This is a genomic window from Sneathiella sp. P13V-1 (assembly GCF_015143595.1).
In the GTDB taxonomy this organism is placed as follows: Bacteria; Pseudomonadota; Alphaproteobacteria; order Sneathiellales; family Sneathiellaceae; genus Sneathiella.
In genome coordinates, this window is record NZ_WYEU01000005.1 from 39321 (window position 1) to 60680 (window position 21360).

Annotated in this window: 19 protein-coding genes; 16 read left to right on the forward strand and 3 right to left on the reverse strand. The window is 48.6% G+C overall.

What is annotated here, in order from left to right:
• Positions 1-84: 84 nt before the first annotated feature.
• The 5 genes from GUA87_RS16630 (at position 85) to GUA87_RS16650 (ending at position 5079) form a co-directional block, all read left to right on the forward strand.
• Positions 85-225 carry a hypothetical protein gene (locus GUA87_RS16630; protein ID WP_193717749.1) on the forward strand — a complete coding sequence of 47 codons (141 nt, stop codon included), beginning with the start codon at positions 85-87 and terminating at the stop codon, positions 223-225.
• Positions 206-2008 carry a hypothetical protein gene (locus tag GUA87_RS16635; RefSeq protein WP_193717750.1) on the forward strand — a complete coding sequence of 601 codons (1803 nt, stop codon included), beginning with the start codon at positions 206-208 and terminating at the stop codon, positions 2006-2008. Before GUA87_RS16630 ends, GUA87_RS16635 begins: the two co-directional genes overlap by 20 nt.
• Positions 2008-2904 (forward strand): site-specific tyrosine recombinase XerD, encoded by an 897-nt coding sequence (gene xerD, locus GUA87_RS16640; protein WP_193717751.1) that lies wholly within the window; start codon positions 2008-2010, stop codon positions 2902-2904. Before GUA87_RS16635 ends, xerD begins: the two co-directional genes overlap by 1 nt.
• Positions 2905-3012: 108 nt before the next feature.
• The gene (locus tag GUA87_RS16645; RefSeq protein ID WP_193717752.1) at positions 3013-3999 is read left to right on the forward strand and encodes an HpcH/HpaI aldolase/citrate lyase family protein; all 987 of its coding nucleotides are present in this window, start codon (positions 3013-3015) and stop codon (positions 3997-3999) included.
• A gap of 120 nt (positions 4000-4119) precedes the next feature.
• Positions 4120-5079 (forward strand): acetyl-CoA carboxylase carboxyltransferase subunit alpha, encoded by a 960-nt coding sequence (locus GUA87_RS16650; protein ID WP_193717753.1) that lies wholly within the window; start codon positions 4120-4122, stop codon positions 5077-5079.
• 56 nt (positions 5080-5135) lie between these two features.
• On the opposite strand, the gene GUA87_RS16655 is transcribed toward GUA87_RS16650, so the two are convergent.
• Positions 5136-5975 (reverse strand): SDR family NAD(P)-dependent oxidoreductase, encoded by an 840-nt coding sequence (locus tag GUA87_RS16655; RefSeq protein WP_193717754.1) that lies wholly within the window; start codon positions 5973-5975, stop codon positions 5136-5138.
• A 201-nt stretch (positions 5976-6176) separates the two neighbouring features.
• Between GUA87_RS16655 and GUA87_RS18265 the strand changes: the two genes are divergently transcribed.
• Both GUA87_RS18265 and GUA87_RS16665 read left to right on the forward strand, forming a co-directional pair.
• Entirely contained in the window at positions 6177-7379 is a 1203-nt protein-coding gene (locus GUA87_RS18265) for an EAL domain-containing protein (protein ID WP_193717755.1), read from the forward strand.
• A 112-nt stretch (positions 7380-7491) separates the two neighbouring features.
• Positions 7492-8370 (forward strand): TIGR01459 family HAD-type hydrolase, encoded by an 879-nt coding sequence (locus GUA87_RS16665; protein ID WP_193717756.1) that lies wholly within the window; start codon positions 7492-7494, stop codon positions 8368-8370.
• A gap of 19 nt (positions 8371-8389) precedes the next feature.
• Here GUA87_RS16665 and GUA87_RS16670 read toward each other — a convergent pair whose 3' ends face one another.
• The gene (locus tag GUA87_RS16670) at positions 8390-9025 is read right to left on the reverse strand and encodes a protein phosphatase CheZ (RefSeq protein ID WP_193717757.1); all 636 of its coding nucleotides are present in this window, start codon (positions 9023-9025) and stop codon (positions 8390-8392) included.
• Complete coding sequence (locus GUA87_RS16675; protein ID WP_193717758.1) at positions 9025-9411, reverse strand: response regulator; 387 nt, start codon at positions 9409-9411, stop codon at positions 9025-9027. The genes GUA87_RS16670 and GUA87_RS16675 overlap by 1 nt, the downstream gene beginning before the upstream one ends.
• Before the next feature lie 258 nt (positions 9412-9669).
• Here GUA87_RS16675 and GUA87_RS16680 point away from each other — a divergent pair, with 258 nt between their 5' ends.
• From GUA87_RS16680 to mutL, 9 genes are all read left to right on the forward strand, one after another.
• Positions 9670-10104: a MaoC family dehydratase gene (locus GUA87_RS16680; RefSeq protein ID WP_193717759.1), complete on the forward strand. Its 435-nt coding sequence runs from the start codon at positions 9670-9672 to the stop codon at positions 10102-10104.
• Between the two features lie 14 nt (positions 10105-10118).
• Positions 10119-11111: a bifunctional riboflavin kinase/FAD synthetase gene (locus GUA87_RS16685; RefSeq protein ID WP_193717760.1), complete on the forward strand. Its 993-nt coding sequence runs from the start codon at positions 10119-10121 to the stop codon at positions 11109-11111.
• A gap of 261 nt (positions 11112-11372) precedes the next feature.
• Positions 11373-14195 carry an isoleucine--tRNA ligase gene (gene ileS, locus GUA87_RS16690; RefSeq protein WP_193717761.1) on the forward strand — a complete coding sequence of 941 codons (2823 nt, stop codon included), beginning with the start codon at positions 11373-11375 and terminating at the stop codon, positions 14193-14195.
• A complete protein-coding gene (gene lspA, locus GUA87_RS16695; protein WP_193717762.1) occupies positions 14192-14677 on the forward strand; it encodes a signal peptidase II in 486 nt (161 codons plus the stop codon). The genes ileS and lspA overlap by 4 nt, the downstream gene beginning before the upstream one ends.
• Before the next feature lie 14 nt (positions 14678-14691).
• Positions 14692-15282: a DUF3035 domain-containing protein gene (locus GUA87_RS16700; protein WP_193717763.1), complete on the forward strand. Its 591-nt coding sequence runs from the start codon at positions 14692-14694 to the stop codon at positions 15280-15282.
• Between the two features lie 118 nt (positions 15283-15400).
• The gene (locus tag GUA87_RS16705; protein WP_193717764.1) at positions 15401-16759 is read left to right on the forward strand and encodes a M16 family metallopeptidase; all 1359 of its coding nucleotides are present in this window, start codon (positions 15401-15403) and stop codon (positions 16757-16759) included.
• Position 16760: 1 nt separating this feature from the next.
• Complete coding sequence (locus tag GUA87_RS16710) at positions 16761-18101, forward strand: M16 family metallopeptidase (protein WP_193717765.1); 1341 nt, start codon at positions 16761-16763, stop codon at positions 18099-18101.
• A 108-nt stretch (positions 18102-18209) separates the two neighbouring features.
• Positions 18210-19487, forward strand: coding sequence for a glucose-6-phosphate isomerase (locus GUA87_RS16715; protein ID WP_193717766.1), 1278 nt, complete (start codon positions 18210-18212; stop codon positions 19485-19487).
• On the forward strand, positions 19487-21343 hold the full coding sequence (mutL, locus tag GUA87_RS16720; RefSeq protein WP_193717767.1) for a DNA mismatch repair endonuclease MutL: 1857 nt from the start codon (positions 19487-19489) through the stop codon (positions 21341-21343). The genes GUA87_RS16715 and mutL overlap by 1 nt, the downstream gene beginning before the upstream one ends.
• Positions 21344-21360: the final 17 nt, after the last annotated feature.

The window sequence follows — 21360 nt, forward strand, 5'->3', positions numbered from 1 at the left end:
ATCACAGCATAGCAACACAAATAGCAAGGATATAGCAGTCTGTATCCTGAAAATGTGTGATCACCCCGGGGGTAATACAGGGAAATGTCTAAAGTCTCACTGTTCCTACTGTTTCTCATCACTGCAATTATTGTAGGTGGTGGTGTGTTTCTGTCTGCGTGGGACATTCCCGCACCAACCGTGCCAGTAGAGCGGGTAATTCCAAATGATCAATTCCCGAAATAAAGTGTTCGGTAAAGCGGCCCTTGCAGGACTGCTTGTCTCAGCCGTTGCTTTAAGCGCAGCATCTGCTCAGGAGAAGCCGCGAAGTCTTGTGCCATCCTTTGTGGGGGGACAACTGGATAAACCTCTGCCCCAAGAGCCTGAAAATCAATTAGAAGCGCCCAAAGCGGAGTTCGAGACGAAACCTGCCAATGCGCCCACAATTGAAATTAATCAGTTGGGCGCTGTCCATCCGGTTTCCATTAGTCTGCTTCGGGACGGGGCCGGTGCGCTTGGTTCTGACATGTGGCAAGGATCTGATCCGGCACTGGTTCAAATTCTCTATCAGAATTTAACGCAGCCAACAGCTTCACCTGCCTTAAATAGTCTGTATAAAAGATTTCTCATGACAGGTGGGGCTTTAATCGGTGCCACAGCCGACCAAAATGATACCATTCTTGACCTGCGTATGCAGAAGATGTTGGAGGCGGGATGGACAAGCGATGTGATGGAGTTTGATCGTCGGCTCCCATCTGACGCGAAGAATGATAGCCGCACTTTGATAAAGTTGCAGGCCATGCTGGCGGCAGGACAGACGGATTTAGCCTGCAAAGAGTTCGAGGCGCAGGAAAGTAATGGCCTTCAAAAAAACCTAGGCCAGAGAACCCGGTTTGAGATTTTTTGCCTTCTTAAAGCTGAAGATTTTGATCGTGCGGATGTTAAATATGCCCTGATGGAAGAGCTAGGTGATGTCGATCCCTTGTTCGCGGCCCTCTACGGTCGTGCGCATGGGGCAAAACTCGACCTTCCTGAAGATCCCATTTCCTGGTCCCCTCTAACAACAGTTTTATATACGCTGGGAGCATCAACAGTAGAAGTGCTTAGTCAGGACTTGAGCGGAACGGCTAATCTGAAAGCTGCTTATGGGGCGTATAAAGACCAAAAGGCGGATCTGTTTCCATTGGTGTCTGAGCTGTTTGTAGCGGGTGCGGCTTCGACATCGCAATTAGTGGAGAGCCTGCCTTTAGAGCAGCCTGAATACACAGCTACCGATCTTCAGAAATACAGCCAATATTATTCATTGCTTGCTGCGGTCAAGAATGCAGCGGCAGCGGAAGAGAAAGCAGCTGCATTGCTTGCACTGTGGAATGGCGCTGCTTCTGTGAATGATCTTCGAATGTTGGGTGTATTGGCAATGCCTGAATTTGAAAGGCTGCCAGCCGGAGATTTCGGGGCTGATTTTAATCTTCAAGCTGTGAAGGTGGCTTTGTTATCTGGGCGTTCAGATCTTGCAAAAATTTGGGAACGCCGCGCCCGCCGCGCAGTATTCCAAGGAGCACCGGAGAATAGGCTTGAGGCCCGAGATCTGGTTGCCCGGATAGATATGTACATGCTCCTTTCGCCTGAGCAGGGAATTGCCAAATGGACAGAAAATAGTCTTGAAGATTGGATAAAGGCATCCGAAGACCGGTCCGATCTGGCAGCCGCGGCGTCTTTACTTGTATCGCAATTGGAAGTGTTGGGAGTAGGTGTTGGTGAGCGTGACTGGATGCAGCTCATCCGTTTGGAGCAGCCGCTTAACGCGGTGAAAAGCAACCATAGTCTTGAAAATGCTGTGGTGATTGCCGCGTCTAACAAGCGCAAGGGGGAAACGGTTGCCCTGGCCACCATGCTGTTGAACGGAACATCGTTGGATGAGATTTCTCTTACCTCCTTAAGAGCGGTCACAGCTGGTTTGAAAGCGGTAGGACTTGAAAATGATGCGCGTGGGATCGCGCTGGAAGCCTTTATCGCAAGAGGTATCTGATGGTCGGCTATCTTGAGAGCTTTCTCGAGATGTTAGCGCTGGAGCGTGGGGCTGCAGAAAACACAATTGCCGCTTACCGCCGGGATCTGGAGAGTTTTGATGAGTATTTGTCTGGTACTCGGACCAGTGCGCAAGACGCTGAAGAGAGCGACCTTTCCAAATATGTGCAGAATTTGGCGCGAGAGGGATTTAGCACCGCTACACAGGCGCGCCGAATTAGCGCGATAAAGCAGTTCTATATGTTTCTGCTGAATGAAAATATTCGTGCCGACAACCCGGCGATGAACTTGGAAAGCCCGCAATCGGGACGCCGTCTTCCAAAATATCTGTCAGAAGAAGAGGTGGATCTGCTTCTAAATGGCGCGGAGGGTGAAAGTGCCGAAGATAAACGCCGTACCGCGCTTCTACACATTCTTTATGCAACAGGTTTACGTGTCAGCGAACTTGTCACCCTGCCTTTTCCAACCTTTGGAGAGGAAGATGATTTTATTATCGTGCGGGGTAAGGGAAATAAAGAGCGTCTGATTCCGGTAAATGACAGTGCGAAAAAAGCTCTAAACACATACTTGGAAGTGAGAGACAGCTTTATGGGGGAGGAGTATTCTAGTTGGTTATTTCCCTCTCGCGGAAAAAGTGGTCATTTGACCCGACAGAGGTTTGGTCAGATTCTAAAAGACTTGGCAATTGAAGTTGGACTAGAGCAAAAACGCGTTTCACCGCATGTTTTAAGGCATGCCTTTGCCAGTCACTTGTTGGCTCATGGTGCTGATTTGCGGTCACTTCAAAAGATGTTGGGGCATGCTGATATCTCCACAACACAGATTTACACCCATGTGTTAAAAGAGAGACTTGTTGGGTTGGTAAACCAGCATCACCCTCTCGCAGGTGCGAAATAATTTGCGAAAAATGACGGTGAAATCTTGACTCTTTCACGCGGTTGCAGCAATTTCCCTGCACAAAACACGAATAAAACGTCATAAAATTACAAAAGCGAGGCTTTAGAAATGAGTTTTACAACCCCTGAACTCTGCCCAACCCGTTTGAACCGTTGCGAACTGGCTGTGCCAGGTTCCAGCCCGAAATTCTTCGAAAAAGCGGCAAAATCAGACGCAGATGCTATTTTCCTGGACCTTGAAGACGCTGTTGCGCCAAGTGATAAGGAACAAGCCCGTAAAAACATCATCGAAGCGCTGAACGATATCGATTGGGGCGATAAGGTAATGTCTGTCCGTATCAACGGCCTGGATACACATTACATGTATCGCGATGTTGTCGATATTGTTGAAAAAGCGGGTGAGCGTCTTGACCTCATCATGATCCCGAAAGTGGGAACAGCTTCCGATATCTATGCCGTTGATATGCTGGTCACACAAATCGAAACAGCAATTGGTCGTAAAAAGCGCATTGGTTTCGAAATGATTATCGAAACAGCTCTTGGCATGCAGAACGTTCATGAAATCGCTGCAGCAAGTAAGCGTAACGAAAGCCTTCACTTTGGTGTAGCTGACTATGCTGCATCAACGAAAGCCCGCACAACATCCATCGGTGGCCCGAACCCACTTTACGGCGTCCTGACAGATCCTGCAGAAGATGGAAGCCGTGATTATCACTGGGGTGACATGTGGCACTATGCCATTGCACGTATGGTTGTTGCTGCCCGTGCAAATGGTTTGCGTGCCATTGACGGTCCTTTTGGTGATTTCTCTGATCCAGATGGGTTTACAGCGCACGGTAACCGTGCGGCGATCCTTGGTTGTGAGGGTAAATGGGCCATCCACCCAAGTCAGATTGATCTGGCAAACAGCATCTTCACACCAGCTGAAGAAGAAGTGGCAAAAGGCCGCCGTATTCTGGAAGCAATGGAAAAAGCACAGGCAGAAGGCGCTGGTGCCGTTGCGCTTGATGGTAAGTTGATTGATATCGCGTCCATCAAGCAGGCAGAAGCGCTTGTAAATCAGGCAGATATCATCTCCGCCCGTACAAAAGGCTAACAGCCTTTAATTTGCCTTAGTTCAAATTTAAAGAAATTTGGCGGAACCGCTTGTTGACGTGGCGGTTCCGCCTATTTATTACTCATTGCCCACGAACGTGTAGCTGGAGAAAGTTTGAACATGGATAATTTCCTCGATTTTGAGAAACCGATTGCAGATCTGGAAGGCCGTATTCGGGACCTGGAAGGTCTTGATAGTGGTAGTGATCTCGAAATCAATGAGGATGTGGCGAAACTTCGTCAAAAAGCGTCACAACTTCTTAAATCAACTTATTCAAAACTCACGCCGTGGCAAAAAACCCAAGTGGCCCGCCATGTGGATCGCCCAAAGCTGAGCCAGATCATCGATCAATTGATCGAAGACTTTACTCCACTTGCAGGTGATCGCGGTTTTGCTGAAGATCAGGCTATTATTGGTGGCCTGGGCCGTTTCCGTGGTCGGTCCGTCATGGTGATTGGTACTGAAAAAGGTCACGATCTGGAAAGCCGCCTGAAGCACAATTTCGGCATGGCCCGTCCTGAAGGATATCGTAAAGCACAGCGCCTGATGAGCATGGCGGATCAATTTGGTATTCCAATCCTGACATTTGTGGATACGTCTGGTGCTTATCCGGGTATCGGTGCGGAAGAGCGCGGCCAAGCTGAAGCCATTGCCCGCTCCATTCAGGTCAGCATGGATGTGCGGGTGCCTGTGATCGCTTGTATTGTTGGCGAAGGTGGCTCTGGTGGCGCTGTTGCGCTTGCAACAGCGAACCGTGTCTTGATGTTTGAAAATGCGATCTACTCTGTGATTTCTCCAGAAGGCTGCGCGGCGATCCTTTGGAAAACCCGTGAAAAAGCGCAGGATGCAGCAACTGCCATGAAGCTAACCGCTCAGGACCTGAAATCCCTCGGCATTATTGATGTCATCATTGAGGAGCCACTTGGTGGAGCCCAGCGTGATGTGCCGGGTGCTATCAATTCGATGGCGGACGTCCTTGAAAAAGAACTTGAAGCGCTGGATGCCAAAGAGCCGGGTGAGCTACGTGAGGAACGTCGCCGCAAATTCCTGGCCATGGGACGATTGGAAGATATGCAGTAAATTTGGACTGCAGGAGATTTTAAAAAGGAGCGGTTACCCGCTCCTTTTTTTGTGCCTCAAAGGCCTGATTTAAAGGCTGCGCCAAGTGCTTTTACGGATTCCTGATGCGGTGTCCAATGGCGACCACCGATCATGCCGCCATCAACGACCAGATCCGCTGCGTTCACAAAACTGGAGTGATCTGATGCGAAAAAGACTGCGGCGCGCGCGATATCTTCCGGCAATCCTGCTCGCGGAATGGGCTGTGCACCGCCTAGGACTTTTGCAGCCAGGACCGCACTGTCATCCGCCGCCTGACCCTTGAGCCCAAGGGCTTTTCCAAAAATACCGGTGGCTGTCGCGCCCGGCGATATTGAATTTACCCGGACATTGGATTCGCCAAGTTCCATAGCCGCACTTCTAGTGAGCTGGAGAACCGCTGATTTGGCAGCACTGTAGATCATGGATGTGGAATATCCTGCCAAATGACCTGCAATACTGGCGTTATTGATAATACTGCCTGCCTGTTGTTTTTTCATGATGGGGGCCACGTGTTTGATGCCAAGAAGGACACCGCCAAACAAGACCTCCATGGCTTTCATCGCATTTTCATAGTCAACGCCTTCAATACTGCCAACAGGCGCAGGGCCTCCAGCGTTGTTAAACAGTGCATCGATGCGGCCAAACCTTTCAAATGTCTGGTCCACCATATTTTTAACGTCTGCTTCCACGCTGACATCTGTTTTGATGAAAACAGCTTTTTCGCCCAAGCGGTCAGCGATGGCATTGCCTTCCTCTTCACGCCGTCCTGCAAAAACGACAGTTGCACCTTCTTCAATGAAGATTTCTACAGATCTAAGGCCAATGCCACTTGTGCCGCCGGTGATAATTGCGATTTTGTTGTCCAGCTGTCCCATAAAAGGCGCCCCCCTGAAGTTATTATTTATTGTGGGGTAAGGTTACTTTGGGAAATTGTTTGGTGCAAATCTAAAAGGTTCGTGGGCGCAAAGCCATAGTTGCAGAACTTCCACTCCAATGCCCGATAGTTTTTCTTGATTGTTCAGTCTGCTTCTTGCGATAGTTAATGACACAGGGAAAACCGGCAAGGGAGTATACGAGTGCTTTATCATCTGGTGATAATTGCAGCCTATTTGATGACAGCTGTGGTCGTCGGGAGGCAACTTCCTTCATATGTTCCCGAAATTGAGCCAACAACAGGTTATTGGGTGGGGGGTGCCTTATTTTTATTTTGCGCTCTGGCTCATGAGTTTATTATGCGCCGGGTTGAGCGTATCCAGATCGACAAAGAGCTGAAAAACCTGAGAAGAGATCTTTCTGCTGCTGAAATGGGGCTTGAGAAGCTGGACGTCGCCATCTCCTCCTTTGCTGGTGAAGATGAGAATATGGACGGTTTTGCGGATGAGATGAAGATGCTCCGCAAGTTGATGCGACAACTGTCCAGCGAAATGAAAGGCGGCAAGCTGGGTAAATCCCCTGAAAATGAAGTAAAGTCCACAGCGGCACGGCCCACATTGGTTGCCAACCAGGGGCCTGGCATTGAAGAAATGGATGAACAGCGTCGTTCGGAAATTCTTGAAATTGTGCGTTCAGGGCTTCAGGAAAACAGGGTGGATCTCTATCTTCAGCCGATCGTGCGGCTGCCCCAGCGCCGAACAAAATATTACGAAGCCTTTTCCCGTATTCGTGGTCCGGAGGGGGATGTGATCACCCCCAAACAATATCTGGCTATCGCTGAAGAAGCAGGACTGGTCGGAACCATTGATAATCTTCTGCTTATTCGTTGTGTGCAGTTGATCCGGCGCATTCGCCAGAAAACAAATGACGTCGGATTCTTTGTGAATGTCTCTGCCCGCACAATGCGGGATTCGGCCTTTTTCCATCAGTTCGTAGAATTTCTGGATCGCAATAGCGATTTGAAAAGTCATTTGATCCTAGAATTTGCTCAGGAAGATATCGATGGGGCGTCTCAGCAATTGAAAGAAGGTCTCGGGATGCTGGCGGAGATGGGATACACTTTCTCTATGGATCAGGTTATCCGCCTTGATATGAACTTTAAAGAACTGTCTGACAGCAATTTTAAATATCTGAAAGTATCTGCAGCTGACTTGATGCCGGGTGCCCATACTTTGCCAATGGACATTCACCCTGATGATCTACATGAGGCGTTGTCACGTGCTGAGATTGAGCTGATAGCGAGTCAAGTGGAAGACGAAGATACGGTTATTAGTCTTCTGGACGCAGATGTTGCTTTTGGTCAGGGCTACTTGTTCGGTGCTCCTAAGCCTCCGCAGGCAGGTTGACCCAACGTATCTCGAACGGTTCTTTTAACTTTCACTATTCTTAAATTGACGCCTTGGTGACTTTATCGTTATCAGAGGGCGCTGATGATGAATTTATGAGGTTGGAGACAGAATGTCTTTCAAGATTGTTCCAGGGCTTTCGTCCTTCGCAGAAAACTATGATGCTTATATTCTGGATTTGTGGGGGGTTGTCCACAATGGTGTGCGGCCTTATCCTGGTGCGTTGGAATGTATGGCGAAGTTGCGTGAAAGCGGTAAACCTCTTTTGCTTCTGTCAAACGCTCCGCGTACAAACGGTTTTGTGCGTGAGTTCCTTAAAGGGATTGGTGTGCCAGAGGATGCATACGACCAAATCCTGACTTCCGGCGACATGACGCGCTTGGTCTTATCTGAGAAACGCTTTCCTTTTCTGGAAGGTAAGGGACTGAAATTTTATCAGTTCGGTGCGGAAAAAGATAAAGGGTTGGATGACGGTCTGGATTATATCAAGACGAAAGATTTGGCTGCGGCTGATTTCCTGATCTGTACAGGGCTCGCGAAAGATGAAGTTGAAACCCCGGAAGATTATCGTGACCTGCTAACAGAAGCCGCCTCTTACAAATTACCTATGTTATGTGCGAACCCCGATCTTACGGTTATGAAGGGGGATAACATTCAGTATTGCGCCGGTGCTCTTGCCAAGCTTTATGAAGAGGAACTCGGCGGTACTGTTGAGCTGTTTGGAAAGCCCTACCCTTGGGCCTACAAGATGTCAATGGAGAAACTTGGCGTTTCAGATCCATCTAAAATTCTGGCTGTCGGGGATAGCATGCGCACTGATATCAAAGGTGCATCTGGTATGGGGATCGATAACGTGCTGGTAAGCGGCGGTATCCATGCGGAAGAGTGGGAACTAAACCCGGGAGATCATCCGTCTGATGCCCAAGTCCAAGAGATTACCGAAGATTATGGTTTCGCGCCAACTTATGTTGTCGGGCATATGATCTGGTAGGAAATGAAAACGACGCGCTTTAGTTAAAGAGCGCGTCGATATCGTCCTGGTCAATTGTCTCCCCAGGCTCTAGATCTTTTTTAGCTTCTTTCTTTTCAGAAGGTGCTTCTACTTCATCATCTGCAGCTTCGGCTATAGGCGCCTCATCAAACATGCTGTCGACATAGTTCTGATCAACACCTTCGCCTTCCAGCGCTGGGCCGTTCAGAAGCGCAGCTTCGCCTGTGCGATCATCTTCAGAAGGTGCTTCGCCCTTATCATCATGTCCCCACGCAGAGGACAGCTTATCCAGATAGGATTCGATATATTCAAGCGTTGAGACAACCTTACTGATGCGTTGACCTGTGATGTCCTGAAAAGAGCAGGCTTCGAAGATTTCCATACAGGCGTCGTTCACGACATCTGCCTCGGTAACGCGTGCGTCCATTATGCGCTCAGTCGCTTCCATGATCTGATTGGTTGCAGATTCGGTCGCTTGAACGATAGCATCCAACTCTTTTCCCGCACGGGGAAGTTTGTCTTGCTTGATGTCCGCAGGCTTAATCTGTGAAATCTCAGCCCTCGCGTTCACAATGAACTGCACGAGATCGCGACAATCCTTGTGGAGACTATCAATCTCGTGCTGGAGAGCTTCGACTTCAGATTTGGAGGTCATTAGAAGTCGCCCAGAACCGCTGACATTTTGGTTTTCAAAGTAGCAGCATTGAAAGGCTTGACGATGTAGTTGTTTACACCGGCTTTCTTGGCTGCGATCACGTTGTCAGTCTTTGATTCGGCTGTGATCATAATGAAGGGTGTCGCTTTCAGGGCTTCATCGCTTCGGACTTCCTGAAGGAGCTGATAACCTGTCATAGGTTCCATGTTCCAGTCGGAGATAATAAGCCCGTATTGTTTTGTGCGCATTTTCGCAAGGGCCGCAGAACCGTCCGTCGCTTCGTCCACATTGTCAAAACCCAACTGCTTCAGCAGGTTACGAATAATGCGAAGCATCGTTTTATAGTCATCGATGATCAGGATCGGCATGTTCATATCGACAGCCATGGATATACCCTCTTGCTTAAGTAACGTTATAAAAAATAGTTTGCCAAACCCATGTGGTTCAGCGGGTTCTTGGGTAAACCCTACGGTTGGAAACTAAAAAAATGGTTAATGATGTTGAGCGGATGTCAGATAGTTCAAATTATTTGCAAAGTTTACTCTTACAAAGGCTTTTGATGCCGATTTTCCTCGGTAAGACTTGCGAAAACTATATGATGGCCTTTATATTGCGTTGCAAAAATAACTGAAGAAAGTGTGGGCATGTCTGGAGCTGATAATTTACATGGTTACTATCTGGAAGATCTTGAAGTCGGAATGACGGCGGCATTTGCCAAGACGGTAACAGAGGCGGATATTGTTATGTTTGCCGGTGTCTCTGGGGATACGAACCCTGTGCACCTCAATGCGGATTTTGCCGCAGGCACTATGTTTAAAGAACGGATCGCACATGGAATGTTGTCGGCAAGTTTCCTGTCCACTGTGTTTGGAACAAAGCTGCCTGGTCCGGGTGCTATCTACATGCATCAGAGTTTGAACTTCAAGGCGCCTGTTCATATTGGTGATACTGTTAATGCTTCTGTGACTTTGCGGGAAATTAATGGAAAGCGTGCGACATTTGATTGCATATGTGAAGTTGGCGAAACTGTCGTGCTGGATGGGGAAGCAACGCTGATGGTTTCCAAACGCCCGTCATAACTGGTGGAACATCCATGCAATTGTTGAGAAGCTGTGAAAATGTCCCAGAGGACTTAAAAGGTCTTGTTCTTGCGATCGGGAACTTTGATGGTGTCCATCGCGGGCATCAGGCTGTGATTGCAACAGCCCAAAAAGAAGCAGACAAACACTCTGTCCCTTCCGGTGTGCTTACGTTTGAGCCACATTCGCGTGAGTTTTTTGCGCCGGATGCACCGCCTATTCGCTTGTCTACCCTGGAGACACGTGCCGCACATCTCAATTGGCTTGGTGTTGATGTGATGGTTGCGCTGACCTTTGATTTGGAGTTTTCGCAAAAATCTGCTGAAGATTTCGTCAAAGACGTCCTTGTCGATGGCTTTGCAGTTAGTCATGTCGTCGTTGGCTATGATTTTATTTTTGGTCATAAGCGACAGGGGACAACTGTCATTCTTGCTGAACTTGGCAAGAAATATGGATTTGGGGTCACTGTCGTAGAACCCGTTGGTGAAGAGACCATTATTTTCTCCTCCACAGAAATCCGAAAATGTCTTGAAGCGGGTGATCCGTTGAAAGCGGCAACACTTTTAGGGCATTGGTGGGAAGTTGATGGAACTGTAGAAAAAGGGGACCAACGTGGTCGCACCATCGGTTTTCCAACTGCGAATGTTCCCATCACGAATTACCAGCAACCTAAACTAGGGGTTTATGCTGTGCGGGTTGGAATGACAGCAGAGGATGGAACGACTTCATGGAGGGATGGTGTCGCCAACTATGGTCGCCGGCCTACATTTGACAAGGCGGATACGCTCTTGGAAGTGCATCTTCTGGATTTTAGCGGTGATCTTTATGGGCAGCATGTGCGTGTGGCATTTGTTGACTACATTCGGGAAGAGCGGAAGTTCAGCGGACTGGAGGCCCTTCAAACTCAAATTAAACTGGATGAGCAGGCAGCACGGAAAATCCTCAGCCGTGAAGATTACCGTCAGGATAAATATGCAGACAAGAAGCATCACCGGAAAAAGTCTTGAAAGTGATCTTAATCCTTGCTCGACAGGGGTTGGTTGACTTGTTAAAAAGGGCCCATGTTTGATAATTGTCAGAGCAGCATCGGTGTAATACGCCTTGGCGGCGCCATATGCCGAATTATTTGCCCGGCCTTTCGTTAAAAGGCCGGGAGTAAAGGCGCACGCTCGACGTACGCGCCGACCTTTCTGAAAGTTTGTATCTATTCGTATCGTTCCGGGTGTGATGCCCGTGAAACCATATTACTGTTAGGATCAGTTCGCCAGATGAGCACTGACTATAAAAATACCATTCGCCTTCCTAAAACAAGTTTCCCCATGAAGGCCGGCTTGCCCAACAAAGAACCAGGGTTGTTAAAGCGTTGGGAAGATATGGATCTGTTTGGCAAATTGCGTGAACAGTCTATGGACCGTGAACAATATGTGCTGCATGATGGCCCTCCTTATGCGAACGGCCATTTGCATATGGGCCATGCTCTTAACAAAGTGCTGAAAGACGTTATCAACCGCTCACAGCAGATGATGGGAAAGAATGCCCACTATATTCCGGGTTGGGATTGCCACGGATTGCCTATTGAATGGAAAATTGAAGAAAAATATCGCAAGGAAGGCAAAAATAAAGACGAGGTTCCTGTTGTTGAGTTTCGTCAGGAATGCCGTGAGTTCGCAGCGAAATGGGTTGAAATTCAAAAAGAAGAATTTAAACGTCTTGGCGTAGAGGGCGATTGGGATAACCCATATCTCACCATGAGTTATGACGCGGAAGCCCAAATCGTTCGGGAGCTATTGAAATTCTCCATGAACGGTGGACTTTATCGCGGATCCAAACCGGTAATGTGGTCCCCGGTTGAAAAGACAGCTTTGGCTGAGGCTGAAGTTGAATATCACGACCATACTTCAACAACCATTTATGTGCGCTTCCCAGTAAAAGAAGGTGCCGACGAATTTAAGGGTTCCAGCGTTGTTATCTGGACGACAACTCCATGGACGATGCCAGGTAACCGCGCCATCGCCTATGGCCTTGAAATCAACTATGTAGGGATCGAAGTCAAAGCTGCAGAAGAAGGCTCGCTTGCAAAAGTTGGCGAGAAGCTCCTTGTGGCGGAAGATCTGCTTGAAGAGATTTGCAAAGAAGCCGGTATCGAAGAACATAGTGTTTTCTGGACAGGAACTGGCGATAAACTTAAGGGTTTGATCTGTCACCATCCTTTTGCAGGTCAGGGCTATGATTTCGATGTGCCGTTACTGGATGGCGATCATGTTACTGTTGATGCGGGTACAGGTTTTGTACACACCGCACCAGGCCATGGTCAGGAAGACTATGAGGTTGGTCTTCGCTACAACTTGGAAATCCCTCAAACCGTTGATGAAGACGGCACCTTCTTCAAACATGTACCGCTTTTAGCCGGTCAGCATGTTTACAAATGTAACGATCATGTAGCGGATATTCTAGAAGAAGCTGGGGCGTTGTTGAAGCGTGGTAAGATCAAGCACTCTTACCCACATTCCTGGCGCTCCAAAGCCCCACTGATTTATCGCAATACAAGTCAGTGGTTTGTCTCTATGGAAACCAATGATCTTCGCAAAAAGGCACTCAAAGCGATTGATGATACCAAGTGGTATCCAAAATCAGGTCACCGCCGCCTTTACAGCATGGTGGAAAACCGCCCTGACTGGGTGCTTTCCCGTCAGCGTGCATGGGGGGTTCCGATCACTGTATTTGTAAATAAGGAAACCGCCGAGATTTTGCGTGATGAAGAAGTCAACGCGCGGATCGTTAAAATTATGGAGGAAGAAGGCGCGGATGCGTGGTTCGATTCTCCTGCGTCCCGTTTCCTTGGAAATGACTATCAGCCGGAAGACTATGAAATGGTCATGGATATTCTGGACGTATGGTTTGATTCTGGCAGTACCCACGCCTTTACTCTGGAAAATCGTCCTGAAATGAAATGGCCTGCGGACCTTTATCTGGAAGGTACAGATCAACATCGTGGGTGGTTCCACTCCTCCTTGCTGGAATCATGCGGTACACGCGGCCGGGCACCATATGATGGGGTGCTGACACACGGTTTCGTGCTGGATGATAAAGGGCGCAAAATGTCCAAATCATTGGGCAATATCGTTGCACCTGAAAAAATCATCAAACAAAGTGGTGCAGACATCCTACGTTTGTGGGTGGTTGCATCTGATTACACCGATGATGTTCGCATCGGTAATGAAATCCTTCAAGGTCAAATGGATGCCTACCGACGTCTGCGTAATACGTTGCGTTACATCCTTGGAAATCTGGCGGATTGGGATGATGCGGAAAAAGTAGCCACAGATGACATGCCTGAGTTGGAGCGCTGGGTTCTGCATCGTCTTTCTGAGTTGGATGAGCAGGTTCGTGCAAACTGCAATTCATATGAATTTAGCCGCTTGTTCACGACTATTCATAATTTCTGTACACTTGAGCTTTCTGCCTTCTACTTCGATATCCGCAAAGATGTGCTTTATTGTGACGATGTTGACGGTATTGAACGCCGTGCGGCCCGTACAGTTCTCGATCAGCTTTTCCACTGTCTGACTTCGTGGCTGGCGCCAGTTTTGGTTTTCACAATGGAAGAAACATGGCTATCCCGTTTCCCAAGTGACGACTGGTCCGTTCATATGAATCAGTTCCCAGAAATTCCGGCAGATTGGCGCAACGCTGAATTGGATGCCAAATGGACCAAGATCCGTGCGTTCCGTAAAGTGGTGACAGGTGCCTTGGAAGTGGAGCGCCGCGAAAAACGCATCGGGTCCAGTTTGCAAGCTGCGCCAACCGTTTATGTAAGTGCAGAATATGAAGCCCTTCTTGAAGGTTTGCCGCTTGCAGATATCTGCATCGCTTCAGCACTAGCACTTTCAACTGATCAGGCACCTGCTGGTGCGTTCACATTGGACGATGTAGAAGGTGTAGCAGTAGTCTCCGCCTTGGCTGAAGGTGAAAAGTGTGATCGCTGTTGGAAGATATTGGACGATGTGGGATCGAACGAAGACCACCCGACACTGTGTGGTCGCTGCGCGGATGTTGTTTCCAATATGGATCTGGAAGAGGAGGCTTCTTGAGCAAGCCGTTTAAACTTGGTTTGATCGTCGCGGTTATATCTGTGGCGATCGACCAGATCTTCAAGATCAACATGGTTGAATTTATGGCCGGCCATCCTTATGGGATTGAGGTCACTTCTTTCTTCCGACTTGTGATGGTCTGGAACAGTGGTGTGAGCTTTGGTATGTTCTCAGGCGGTGAACAGACCCGCCTTTTCCTTATCGCTATTTCCACTGTTATCAGCCTTATATTGCTCGTCTGGCTTTACCGATCCGATCGGAAATTTCTGTCGACAGGGATTGGTTTGGTACTGGGTGGTGCAGTTGGCAATATCATAGACCGTATCCATTATGGGCGGGTCGCTGATTTCTTCGATTTCGATCTTTATTTTATGAGATGGCCTGCCTTTAACATTGCAGACATTGCAATTGTTTGCGGCGTCGCCATATTATTGGTCGATAGCTTGTTTTTTGATGAAAAATCGACTAAAAATGAAGCCTGATTTTGGGGGCAAGTATGGCTGACACAAAAAAAATCTTCGCAGTAGCGGCAATTTCAATCGGTGCATTGACCCTTGCAGGGTGTGACAGTACGCGTCAGGCACTTGGCATTGATGGAAAAAAGGCGCCTGATGAATTTGCGGTTATCACGAAAGCCCCATTGATTATTCCACCTGATTTCACCCTTCGTCCGCCAACCCCTGGGCAGCGAAGCCCACGTGATGAACTAGCGCGTAATAATGCGCAAACTGCCCTGCTGGGACGTAGTTCTTCCAATGGGGTGATTACGCAGCAGGAGGCACGTGCGGCGGGTACGTCTGCCGGGGAACTTGCATTGCTTCGTCAGGCTGATGCGGAAAATGTGGACAGTTCCATTCGCGAGATAGTCAACCGCGAAACATCTGTTCTTGCCGAAAACGACAATTCTCTTCTTGAAAAAGTAATGTTCTGGCAGAAACAACCAAAGTTCGGAACAGTTGTTGATCCGACTAAAGAACAGAAGCGAATCCAGGAAAATGCAGCGCTTGGTAACTCCGCGTCTGACGGTGGCGACACACCTATTATTGAACGGAAGAAACGGGCCCTTCTTGAAGGCTTGTTTGACTAAGCAAGACACCAAAACAATGCGTCTTTGACAGGAACGTGATGCGAGGCAGAAAAATATGCCTTGCAAAGGACACATTCTGTTCTTTTATTAGAAGAAATTCTTATCAATCGAGAGACGTATGTTGAAGAGATTATCTGCAGTCATTCTCCTGATTTCTGTGTCCCTTTTTTTGGGTGGAAATGCCTTCGCCAAAGAGGGGGACGGAGTTCCCAAATTATTTAACCCAAAAACAACAACGCTCAAAAATGGGCTCGAAGTGGTCGTTATTGAAGACCAGCGGGCGCCTGTTGTTACCCATATGGTTTGGTATCGCATCGGTGCCGCAGATGAGCCGCCAGGGAAATCTGGAATTGCGCATTTCCTTGAACATCTGATGTTTAAAGGAACAAAGAATATCCCGCCAGGGAGGTTCTCGGAAATTGTGGCTGAGAATGGGGGGCAGGATAATGCTTTCACTAGTCAGGATTACACGGCCTATTACCAGAATGCCAGTAAAGACAAGCTGCCTCTGCTGATGGAGCTGGAATCTGATCGAATGCAGGGCCTTATCCTTAATGATGAGGCTGTTGGAGCTGAGCTTCAGGTTGTATTGGAGGAGCGTTCCCAGCGTACTGACAACAACCCAAGAGGATTATTCGCAGAGCAGTTTAACGCCGCGAAATATCTGGCGCACCCTTATGGCATTCCAGTTATTGGTTGGCGTCATGAGCTGGAAAAATTGACCACGCAAGACGCCATTGACTGGTACAAAAAATATTATGCGCCCAATAATGCGATCCTTGTTGTTGCGGGGGATGTGGAAGCTGAAGAAGTCTTTGCTTTGGCGAGAAAGTACTATGGCAAAGCGGTGCCACAAGAAATTCCAGAACGCGCTCGCCTCCAAGAGCCGCCACAAATCGCAAAACGTACTGTAGTGATGTATGATAAACGTGTGCGGCAACCTTCATGGCAGCAATCTTATCTGGCACCTGTTGAAAGAAGCACAAGCATTAAACAGGTGAGAGCACTGGAAGTCCTCAACAATATCTTAAGCGAAGGCCCGACAAGCCGCCTTTACTCGAAGCTGGTCATTAAAGACAAGGTGGCTGTGGGTGTCGGCAGTTATTATGACAGTTCGAGTTTCGATCCGTCTTCTTTCGTCTTTTATGGAACACCAGCGAACGGAATTTCAGTTGAAGAACTGGAAAAAGCGGTCCATTTGATAATTCGCGATGTTTTGGAAAATGGCGTGAGCGATGAAGAGATCAAGACCGCCAAAACACGGATGCTCGCCTCAGCAATTTATGCACGAGACAGTCTAAGTACAGCGGCCAACATCTTCGGCGGTGCCTTGGCGCAGGGGACAAAAATTGAAAATGTGGTCAATTGGCCTTCCCAGATTTCAGACGTAACAAAGCAAGAGGTGATCGACGCAGCGAGACAGGTCTTCGTAGAAGAGCGTTCTGTTGTTGGTAAATTGCTGCCGGAGGAAAAATAGGATGGTGCGTATGATTTTCTCCAGTTCAAAAGCGGTCGCAGCATTCCTTTTGACAAGTGTCATCATTATGAGTGTTCTGCGGTCGGCGGAAGCCCTCGAAATCCAGCAAGTGACCAGCCCTGGTGGAGTAAAAGCCTGGCTGGTTGAAGAAAAATCCATTCCGATCATCAGTATGGAGGTGATCTGGAAAGGGGGCTCTGTTGCTGTTCCAAAAGAGAAAGCGGGCCTAGCCCACCTTATGGCGTCAACCATGGATGAAGGGGCGGACGAGCTGGATAGCGAGGCATTCCAAAAACGTCTATCCGATCTCGCGATCAGCCTGTCTTTCAGTGCCAGCAAAGAAAACTTCTCAGGTTCTTTAAAGACACTTAGTCAGAACCGTGAGGAAGCATTTCAGTTATTTTCAAAGGCGATTACGGATCCGAGATTTGATCAGGAGCCCGTTGAACGTATCAAAGGTCAAATTCTGGTAAGTCTGAACCAGAAGAAGAGCAACCCTAACAGTATCGCCGGCCGCAAATGGTTCGAAAAGGCTTTTGAGGGAAATCCTCTCTCCATTCCATCGCAAGGGTATATGGAAACTCTGGAGATGCTTACCCCTGCGGATCTGAAGGAATTTAAATCACGGCTGATAGCTTTGGACAATATCTATATTTCGGTTGTTGGGGATATTGATGCCGATACTTTAGGTCGGCTTTTGGATGAGACATTCGGCAAATTGCCAAAAGAAAATGGTGTTGGAAAAGCTCTGGAAATGACGGCTGCATTACCGGCTAATCCAATTGTGGATGTCACCGATATGACAATCCCGCAAAGCGTGGTGATATTTGGCGGGCAAGGTGTCAAACGGGATGATCCGGATTATTATGCGGCCTATGTTTTGAATTATATTTTGGGCGGCGGAGGATTTGCCAGCCGCCTCAACGAAGAAATCCGCGAAAAACGAGGCCTGGTATATTCGGTATATAGCTATCTCTCGCCCTACCGATCTGTTGGGTTGCAGCTTGGTGGTTTTGGCACCAGCAATAAATCAGTTGGCGAAGCGATCGGACTGGTTAAGGCAGAGTTTCAGAAAATCCGGGAAAACGGAGTCACGGAGAGAGAGCTTGCCGCGGCTAAGACGTATCTCAATGGATCTTTTCCTTTACGTCTGTCCTCCAACAATAAAATCGCCAACATTATGGTTGGAATGCAGTTATCGGAACTTGAGCCTTCCTATTTGTCAAAGCGTGCTGATTTGATCAATGCGGTAACGAATGAGGATATCAAAAGGGCGGCTTTGCGGCTAACGGATCCGGAGAAAATGATCATAACTGTGGTCGGTCAGCCAGAGGGACTTTAATTCTCTCTCAAATGAACAGAAAGTGTGCGGTTTTGGCGTCGCATTCTGCTACGTTATCTTAACCCTTTTCTGAGAGATAAGGGGCTTAATCGTAGTGGGTGAGGGGTCATGAACTACAAGCAGACATTTGAAAATTGTTTCGGTGAAGCGACTGATAAAAAGGACTGGCTTCGTACAGCCTTTTTGAAATCACTGGCGCAAACAGAAACGATTGCTGTTTCTCTGGAAACCATGCGGGATACAGGTCGCTTGCCAATCCTTGGCCTTCCCTACCAAGAACAGGATCTCGATGATCTGGCTAATCATCCTTTTCTGAAAGACAATGATTTTAAGCGTTATGTCGTGGTGGGGATTGGCGGCTCCTCCCTAGGCGCACAGGTGCTTGTCAGTTTGCGCGACAAGGATGATGAACCTTACATTCATTTTTGGGATACGCTTGATTACCATGTGATGAAACCTCATCTGACCGGTAAAAAACTTCAAAACACGGCTTTCCTTCTTATTTCAAAATCTGGCACGACGCCTGAGATTATGGCGCAAACCTTGCTGGTTATCGAAGCGCTGAACAACTCTGGAGGCGCGGAACAGGTGCGTTCGCAATGCCTTGCGATTTGTGAGCCGGGGAATAACCCACTTGGCCTTATTGCAGATAAATGGGGAATAGAACGTCTGGATCATGATCCAAATGTCGGCGGACGATATTCAGGACTTTCTGTCGTTGGTGCCTTACCTGCTATTCTGGGTGGCATCGATATGAAAAAGGTGCGAAGGGGTGCTCGAAAAGTTCTAGATGACGCCTTGCAAAACGCCGAATCTGCACCTCGTGCTGCCGCTGCACTTAATCATGCGTTATATGATTTGCATGGTGTGCGTATGAATGTTCTGATGCCATATGCCAAGCAATTGGAGCCTTTTACCCACTGGTTCAGGCAGTTATGGGCAGAGAGTATTGGTAAAGACGGCCGAGGCAGCACGCCACTTAACGCGCTTGGACCCATTGACCAACATAGCCAATTGCAGCTTTGGCTGGATGGGCCAAATGATAAATTCTTCACCTTGATTATTAATCACCAACAGGATGAAAGCCCGATTATGGATGTTGGGCTCGCGGATAATCACCCTGAGTTGGAATATCTTCGTGATCATAGAATCAGTGAAGTGGTCCTTGCGGAAGCAAATGCAACGGCCAAGACACTGGCAGATCGCGGCAAATTCCTACGCTGTATCTACATTGATAAACTGGATGAAGAAACGCTTGGTGCGTTGATAATGCACTTTATGTTGGAAACCATCTTTACCTGTTACCTTCTAGACGTTAATCCTTTTGATCAGCCTGCCGTTGAAGATGGCAAGCGACTAACGAAAGAGTATCTAAAAGGTGACTGATGACGCTTCGGCGGCTTCCCGATAATATTGTCAACCAAATCGCCGCCGGTGAAGTGATCGAAAGACCTGCATCTGCGGTAAAAGAACTTGTTGAAAACGCCATTGACGCGGGTGCCACGCGCATTGATGTGGTGATGCGTAATGGCGGAAGGTCTCTCTTGTCGGTAACCGACAATGGCAAGGGCATGTCGGAGGACGAGCTTGCGCTGTGTTTTGAACGTCACGCGACGTCGAAATTACCCGATGAGGATTTGGTTCACATTCAGCATCTGGGTTTTCGCGGGGAAGCCATTCCGTCTATCGCATCAGTCAGCCGCATGACTATTTCCACACGAACGAAAGATGCCGATACCGGTTGGACCCTGACGGTCGAGGGGGGAACTCGTGGTGATGTGCAGCCTGTGGGGATGCCAGCGGGAACGCGTGTGGAAGTGCGCGACATTTTCTTCGCTACACCTGCGCGCCTTAAATTTCTGAAATCAGAACGAGCTGAGTTCGGAGCGGCGCTGGATGTGATGCGCCGGCTTGCCATGGCCTATCCTCATATTGCTTTTTCTCTGGCAGATGAAAAACGTACTGCGCTCAAAGTTAATGCCGCGCAAGGTGATTTGTTTGAAGCCTGGCTGGATCGCTTGGGCGCGATTATGGGCCGTGAATTTACGGAAAACGCCCTTAAGATTGATGCGGAGCGGGATGGTATTATCCTGACCGGCTATGCAGGTGTGCCCACATTGAACCGTGGTAATGCGGCAATGCAGTTCATGTTTGTAAATGGTCGCCCGGTGAAAGATAAACAGTTTACCGGCGCGGTACGGGCAGCCTATATGGATTTGCTAGCCCGCAATCGTCACCCCTTATTGGCATTGTTCTTAGAGCTGCCGCCGGAACAGGTGGACGTAAACGTGCATCCGGCAAAAGCGGAAGTGCGGTTTCGGGATTCCGGTGGTGTGCGTGGTCTTATCATCGGTGCTCTAAGGAATGCGCTTGCAGAAAATGGTCATCAGGCATCTTCCACAATTGGTGGGCAAGTACTTGGGGCTTTTAAACCACAAAGTGTCCAGCTACCTTTGCAAAGCAGACCTTCGCGTCCGGTTGGGATGGGGAACTGGTCTGACGTTCAACAAGAACGTCGCGCCTATCAGGGGCTGCAAGAAGAAGCGGCGACATATCACGCACCGCTTCCGGTAAGCGGTTCGGTTCCCGAAATTGCAGACCCTCTGCCTGTTCAGGGTGTTGGCGATGAACAAAGCCCTGCACCGGAACGACCAATTGAAGATTATCCCTTGGGCGCAGCACGTGGCCAATTACATGAAACCTATATTGTTGCACAGACGCGTGATGGTATGGTTTTGGTTGATCAACACGCAGCCCATGAACGGTTGGTTATGGAGCGCATGAAGAAGGCGTTTGCCGAGAATAATGTCCCAAGGCAGATGCTTCTATTGCCGGACGTTGTGGAACTGGATGAAGTTTCCGCCAATCGTATTAGCGAACGCGCAGAAGAACTTGCCCAAATGGGACTGGTGATTGAACCCTTCGGTCGTGGGGCAATTGTTGTTCGGGAAACACCAGCCATGCTCGGGACCTGTGACGTAAAGAACCTCATTCAGGATTTGGCTGATGATCTTGACGAATATGATACGGCGCTTGCATTAAAAGATCGTATGGATGATGTGTTCGCCACGATGGCATGTCATGGGTCCGTGCGGTCTGGTCGCCGCTTAACCGCTGAAGAGATGAACGCCCTTCTAAGGGAAATGGAAGTGACGCCGCATTCCGGGCAATGCAATCACGGCCGCCCAACCTATGTCGAGCTGAAGCTGCACGATATTGAAAAGCTGTTCGGTCGCCGGTAAGTCCTTTGGAGAACAAG

Bases quoted from the DNA above. Each gene is read 5' to 3' on its own strand.
- GUA87_RS16630 (WP_193717749.1), top strand. From the start codon at position 85: ATGTCTAAAGTCTCACTGTTCCTACTGTTTCTCATCACTGCAATTATT.
- GUA87_RS16635 (WP_193717750.1), top strand. From the start codon at position 206: ATGATCAATTCCCGAAATAAAGTGTTCGGTAAAGCGGCCCTTGCAGGA.
- xerD (WP_193717751.1), top strand. From the start codon at position 2,008: ATGGTCGGCTATCTTGAGAGCTTTCTCGAGATGTTAGCGCTGGAGCGT.
- GUA87_RS16645 (WP_193717752.1), top strand. From the start codon at position 3,013: ATGAGTTTTACAACCCCTGAACTCTGCCCAACCCGTTTGAACCGTTGC.
- GUA87_RS16650 (WP_193717753.1), top strand. From the start codon at position 4,120: ATGGATAATTTCCTCGATTTTGAGAAACCGATTGCAGATCTGGAAGGC.
- GUA87_RS16655 (WP_193717754.1), bottom strand. From the start codon at position 5,975: ATGGGACAGCTGGACAACAAAATCGCAATTATCACCGGCGGCACAAGT.
- GUA87_RS16665 (WP_193717756.1), top strand. From the start codon at position 7,492: ATGTCTTTCAAGATTGTTCCAGGGCTTTCGTCCTTCGCAGAAAACTAT.
- GUA87_RS16670 (WP_193717757.1), bottom strand. From the start codon at position 9,025: ATGACCTCCAAATCTGAAGTCGAAGCTCTCCAGCACGAGATTGATAGT.
- GUA87_RS16675 (WP_193717758.1), bottom strand. From the start codon at position 9,411: ATGGCTGTCGATATGAACATGCCGATCCTGATCATCGATGACTATAAA.
- GUA87_RS16680 (WP_193717759.1), top strand. From the start codon at position 9,670: ATGTCTGGAGCTGATAATTTACATGGTTACTATCTGGAAGATCTTGAA.
- GUA87_RS16685 (WP_193717760.1), top strand. From the start codon at position 10,119: ATGCAATTGTTGAGAAGCTGTGAAAATGTCCCAGAGGACTTAAAAGGT.
- ileS (WP_193717761.1), top strand. From the start codon at position 11,373: ATGAGCACTGACTATAAAAATACCATTCGCCTTCCTAAAACAAGTTTC.
- GUA87_RS16700 (WP_193717763.1), top strand. From the start codon at position 14,692: ATGGCTGACACAAAAAAAATCTTCGCAGTAGCGGCAATTTCAATCGGT.
- GUA87_RS16705 (WP_193717764.1), top strand. From the start codon at position 15,401: ATGTTGAAGAGATTATCTGCAGTCATTCTCCTGATTTCTGTGTCCCTT.
- GUA87_RS16710 (WP_193717765.1), top strand. From the start codon at position 16,761: ATGGTGCGTATGATTTTCTCCAGTTCAAAAGCGGTCGCAGCATTCCTT.
- GUA87_RS16715 (WP_193717766.1), top strand. From the start codon at position 18,210: ATGAACTACAAGCAGACATTTGAAAATTGTTTCGGTGAAGCGACTGAT.
- mutL (WP_193717767.1), top strand. From the start codon at position 19,487: ATGACGCTTCGGCGGCTTCCCGATAATATTGTCAACCAAATCGCCGCC.